The organism is Desulforhopalus singaporensis, assembly GCF_900104445.1.
Classification (GTDB): Bacteria; Desulfobacterota; Desulfobulbia; order Desulfobulbales; family Desulfocapsaceae; genus Desulforhopalus_A; species Desulforhopalus_A singaporensis.
The window spans coordinates 1-4,641 of sequence record NZ_FNJI01000083.1; the positions used below are offsets into that span (position 1 = coordinate 1).

Genomic DNA, 4,641 nt, shown 5'->3' on the forward strand with positions numbered 1-4,641 from the left:
CCCTTTGGGAACTCATCCGCTCTACCATGCAGTTATTTGAGGTAGATTCCATGGAGAGAGTCCTGCGGATAATAGTTTTTGGCAGCAAGGAGGCTTTCAAAACGTAATGGCTTATTGCTCAACCCCAAAAACGTTGTTTCAAAGATCAAAGCCCCATGAAAAAATCAAATTTCCATGGGAAAATGGATTGATGTGCCCAAGAAACAGTCAATTTTAGGAAAAAAAAGACTTCATCTCCGGATAAATCGTAGATGAAAGCCTTGCTCCTTTAAAATTCATCATGACAACCTCTGATACCTCATGAAGAGTTGCGTCTTTGGCGAATAAGTCGCTAAAACGGGAATAGCTGTGTTTTGCCCAACATGATTTGAGCATTCCATCGGCTGCAAGGTCGAAATTTTTTGCTCTGATTGCTGACCACATACGCCGGAATTTAAACAATCCTTCGACACCAAGGTTGAACGCCATATTAACGAGCACGTCCTGTCTGGTGGGAGTGAGGTTTTTCATTGAAGGCATTAGATGATTATGCACATTTAGCTATTGAAGCGATCCGTCAAAGCATGGATCGTGCAAGCCGGCTGCTATGTAAGACGTAAAACATCTCTCTGAGGGGATAATAAAATTAAATAGACTGCAGTCATACGCGGCTTATTTTATCGATTATTCAGAACCACTAACCCACTCCCCAACACATCTATACAAAATCAATACATTAGATGATTGCAAGCTGCCTTTTACAATTGAATTATTCCAAATCCCATCGTTCGACAGCTTTTAAGTATTTCGCCATATCATGATCCTCAACACCATCAATCCCTCTCTCGAGCAAAGCATTAAATGCACCATCAAAATGGTCAACAAACTTAAACCAATACCCTGGATCTTTATGGATTGTGAGTTCTTCCGATATGTACAAGTAGCTACCAATATGACTATACCCCATTAGACGAGCAGGAACTCGAGTAACAATATCGTTATTATTATGAAATCTGAAAAATCTCGCTTTACACTCTGAATTGAATATTCGCGCTGTTTCTCTTGTCAAGACACGAGGCTGGCCAAATGTGTAGGCGCTTGTAAATGGCTTGTCTTCATGTATAAATTTTGCTGCTGCAATAGTTGCCATAGCCCCACCTAAACTATGCCCAGTAAAAAAGACTGGTCTTTTTCTTCGACCCTGAAGTTCACGACATCTCGCCTCAATAGGTTTCCACACATCCTCAACAGAGTTCCAAAAGCCTCTATGGAACTCTCCAAACAGCTCTTTTTTCGCAAAAGCATTAAGATTATCTAACCAATCTTTCAATTCATTGGTACCTCGAAACACTATGCATATATAATCTTCATGCTCTATAACTGCTGCTTGCGCACTATTTTTGTCAACACCGAATACAGAAATAAACTTGAGATCATTATTTTTTAAATTTTTAAGTATTTTTTCTTCATCCGGAATTTGATTTCCATCTGATTTTTTTAAATAAATTTCTTTCGAAATCCTTGCCATCCAGTAAGCAGTGTTGGCATCTAATACCGTCTTATAAGGAGTTATTTTATTCACTTTTTGCCTCCATTTTGTTCTTCAACAGAATTAGTTAACTTATTTCAAAGACTAGCGTAATGTTAGCCAGTAAATATTCTGAGCTCCACTGCAAGGAATTCTGCTATTTATATGGTTGATCCTTGATATATATGAATCAAAACCCCCATTTTTTAAGCTGATATTGAGCCTCTACTCTGTTTTCAATCGAGTTCTCAAGAGAAGGAAAAAAATCTAATCCTGTCAAAGTTTCGATAGTATTAACAGGCACTACATAATCCTTAATTTCACCTGTAGCTCCTACATGAGGGAGTAAAAAGGCTATGGTCCTTGGCTTTGAATCATCAAATCGAAGTAATACCTTATAAAAATATCCAGGTATAGTTACCTCATTATCCCCTATTGCTCCTAAAACCCCTTTAAAAACAGGACCGGTAACCACATACAATATACCGTAAATTTCGACTTGGTTGCGAACCCAAGCCTCAAGATCAGCCCATATACCGCGGTTAAAACTAGGGAGCTGAGGACTCATGTTCGACATAAGAAAGGATTCACGGTTAGCTTCTTCGGACATATTATTTACTGCAGCTGGACACATGTGACCTCGATCAAATCCGGATGATCTGTAATCGGCTTTAGTGGCACTTTTACCGAGAACCGCATCATCCTTTTCAAAGCAATCGCATCGGTCCCTCTGCATAGCGACTTCTTCAACTGTAATCTCATAAGCAACCCAGTTCGGCTGTTCATGCTCTTCGTTGTAAGATAAAGTGAATTGTGTGTAGGTGATTGTCTGACTGCCTTCGGGCGACAACGGGAGATAATTAAAGGCTGCACCATTTTCCACACCAAAAAATAATATTACAATCGAGTACAATAATAGACGTAACAATCGAAGAGCTTTCATACAACACTCCATATTAACAAGCATTAGGGATTGTTAAATTTACCCTTCAAAAAAAACGTCAGACGATTTACAAATGCTACCAATAGGAGCATTATCTCTCTGTTTGCCAAAACTTTTTATTTCCCAGGATAAACAATCTTAAAAGGCCTAGTTGCTAATGCAATTCTGGTAATTGGCCTATTGTAATTAGTCTTAATAGTAAATCGCATAATTGCCTTAGCTTTTATTTCCTTTACTTTTATTATCCATTCTCCATCATCTTTTTTGTGCTCTAATATTACTTTGCCTTTTTGTTTATTAAACGCAACATCTTCCTCTATATCCAAAATATTACCAATAGAATGATCCCATACTATTCTAATATATGGTTTTATTTGTTCGGACCCTGCATTTTTTAACGCTGATCTTATTTTATTTTCAGTAATTTCATAACTTTCTAAATTTATGATAAACAGATCAGCATAAACAATATTACCGGATTCATTATATGGCTCAGACAAGCAGTACAAAGGAAATTCCACCGCTGAAAGCCCAAGTGACCGGTAGATGGGCTCTTTAAACAACATAACTGACAAGAATAATAGTAACGCTGTAAATAAATTGGCGACGATTGGAGAAATTATACTTTTCTTAACCTCCCAATTTTGGAACAATTTAGATATCATGTTTACCATTATCTCCAAAATTAAATATTGAACCATCAATATTTTGTCAATCCAAATCAATTATTACAGTTTATACTGTGGAATAATTGTTATTGGTGACCTTCTAATGCACTAAGTATTTCATCGATTTGCTGCCAAATTAACCTTATATCTTCTCGTGTAACCCCACCGGCGTCTGATTTTCCACTCCTTGGTGTCCTCTTTACAGGTAAATAACCTTGAGTTCCTGAAGGTTTACAGCAGGTTACATTGCCTACAATGGGGTAATTCCCCATCTTATCTCCACCATAACCTCCACCATCAAGATCTAGTTGAGTAATGAAATATCCATTCGGACACCACTGTCCTTGATTCGAAAAATGAGATTTATTATAACCTATTTTATATACACCACATTTTTCCCAACAATAAACAAACTGTGGACTCGATAATAAAGCTATAAACATTAACAAAAAAGTAGAAAAAAATATTTTGTTCTTCATAACTGACCTCCATTTGATCGCTCTTATTCATTGACACAAAAAAACCGAACGACCTATATTCATGGCAATTCGGTTATCTAGCTACACCCATATATACCCCCGTATCTTTCGATAAATTTGGATTTATTTGGCGTATTTTTCTTAATTATTATAAATTATAGGCGACCACCTCACTGCAAGTCAATGAATCAGCACAAATTGTTTGATAAGAATACGACCTGTTAGTAAGCAAAAAATTCTAAAAACAGATGACAAGCAAGTGGATCACCATAAACACCAAATCCATAACTATTTGATGTTTAAAGAATATATCTGAAACATAGATTTTCTCTGCTCTGGATTACCAGATGGGTTCTGTCAGCTTAATCTATTTTTCTCAAAACCTGATAAACTGACGTTTATTTTCTGCCATCATGTTCAAGTGAATAATGATTCCCATCATTAAACCTACCTCCCCAAGCCCCGCCGAGAGACTCCCAAAACTCACCAAGCTGCTTGTGGTCTTCTGTGCTTGTTAAGTATTTGCCGTCTTTGAAGAGGTTGAGGTCAATTGCAAGTTTCAGCTTATGAAGTGAATTCTTATTGCCAGCGTGGCAATTGGTGCAACGAAAAGCATGACCAAACCTAATTCTATACCCCTTGATATGAGCAAATACCAAAAGCTGAGTAACCATTTTGGCAAAATGTTCCTGTTTTTGTCCGAGCGTCATAGTCCCATCGCCTTTTTTACTTTTACCGCTACCCCAGCAAAAAATACCGTTATAAAACCACCGACACCGATAACCAACACCGTTTTCACGATGGTATTTCCCGACATTTTCATAAATTCGTTAAAGTGTCGATGAGACTCGATAACCTCTTTTAATTCAGAGACCTCGATATCTTCAAATCGACAATCCCTCTCCTCACTCTGCCTATCATAAAGCGCCTGTACTATCGCGGAGATATCTTCATCTGACAGTTTTCGCGGCATTAGTAATTTCTCCCGACACCCAAATACGCACCGATCCTCACACCAATCAGTCCGGCAATAGTGCGCCACAG

Annotated in this window: 7 protein-coding genes; all 7 read right to left on the reverse strand. The window is 37.8% G+C overall.

The genetic code is table 11. The features are described 5' to 3' along the window. Positions 1-213: 213 nt before the first annotated feature. Positions 214-468 carry a lysozyme family protein gene (locus BLQ17_RS21580; RefSeq protein WP_176761394.1) on the reverse strand — a complete coding sequence of 85 codons (255 nt, stop codon included), beginning with the start codon at positions 466-468 and terminating at the stop codon, positions 214-216. Positions 469-748: 280 nt separating this feature from the next. Then, positions 749-1,561 (reverse strand): lipase family protein, encoded by an 813-nt coding sequence (locus tag BLQ17_RS21585; protein WP_218121882.1) that lies wholly within the window; start codon positions 1,559-1,561, stop codon positions 749-751. A gap of 136 nt (positions 1,562-1,697) precedes the next feature. Further along, a complete protein-coding gene (locus BLQ17_RS21590) occupies positions 1,698-2,450 on the reverse strand; it encodes a DNA/RNA non-specific endonuclease (RefSeq protein WP_176761395.1) in 753 nt (250 codons plus the stop codon). Positions 2,451-2,566: 116 nt separating this feature from the next. Further along, positions 2,567-3,124 carry a hypothetical protein gene (locus BLQ17_RS21595; protein WP_143005607.1) on the reverse strand — a complete coding sequence of 186 codons (558 nt, stop codon included), beginning with the start codon at positions 3,122-3,124 and terminating at the stop codon, positions 2,567-2,569. Between the two features lie 80 nt (positions 3,125-3,204). After that, positions 3,205-3,597 (reverse strand): hypothetical protein, encoded by a 393-nt coding sequence (locus BLQ17_RS22410; protein ID WP_143005608.1) that lies wholly within the window; start codon positions 3,595-3,597, stop codon positions 3,205-3,207. A 398-nt stretch (positions 3,598-3,995) separates the two neighbouring features. Further along, the gene (locus BLQ17_RS21600; protein ID WP_092226311.1) at positions 3,996-4,307 is read right to left on the reverse strand and encodes a M15 family metallopeptidase; all 312 of its coding nucleotides are present in this window, start codon (positions 4,305-4,307) and stop codon (positions 3,996-3,998) included. Next, on the reverse strand, positions 4,304-4,641 hold a 338-nt coding region (locus BLQ17_RS21605), incomplete at its 5' end, for a hypothetical protein (RefSeq protein ID WP_218121837.1). The genes BLQ17_RS21600 and BLQ17_RS21605, both read right to left, overlap by 4 nt.

Excerpts from the sequence above, each read along its gene's own strand:
- BLQ17_RS21580 (WP_176761394.1), bottom strand. The coding sequence starts at position 468 with ATGGCGTTCAACCTTGGTGTCGAAGGATTGTTTAAATTCCGGCGTATG.
- BLQ17_RS21590 (WP_176761395.1), bottom strand. The coding sequence starts at position 2,450 with ATGAAAGCTCTTCGATTGTTACGTCTATTATTGTACTCGATTGTAATA.
- BLQ17_RS21595 (WP_143005607.1), bottom strand. The coding sequence starts at position 3,124 with ATGGTAAACATGATATCTAAATTGTTCCAAAATTGGGAGGTTAAGAAA.
- BLQ17_RS22410 (WP_143005608.1), bottom strand. The coding sequence starts at position 3,597 with ATGAAGAACAAAATATTTTTTTCTACTTTTTTGTTAATGTTTATAGCT.
- BLQ17_RS21600 (WP_092226311.1), bottom strand. The coding sequence starts at position 4,307 with ATGACGCTCGGACAAAAACAGGAACATTTTGCCAAAATGGTTACTCAG.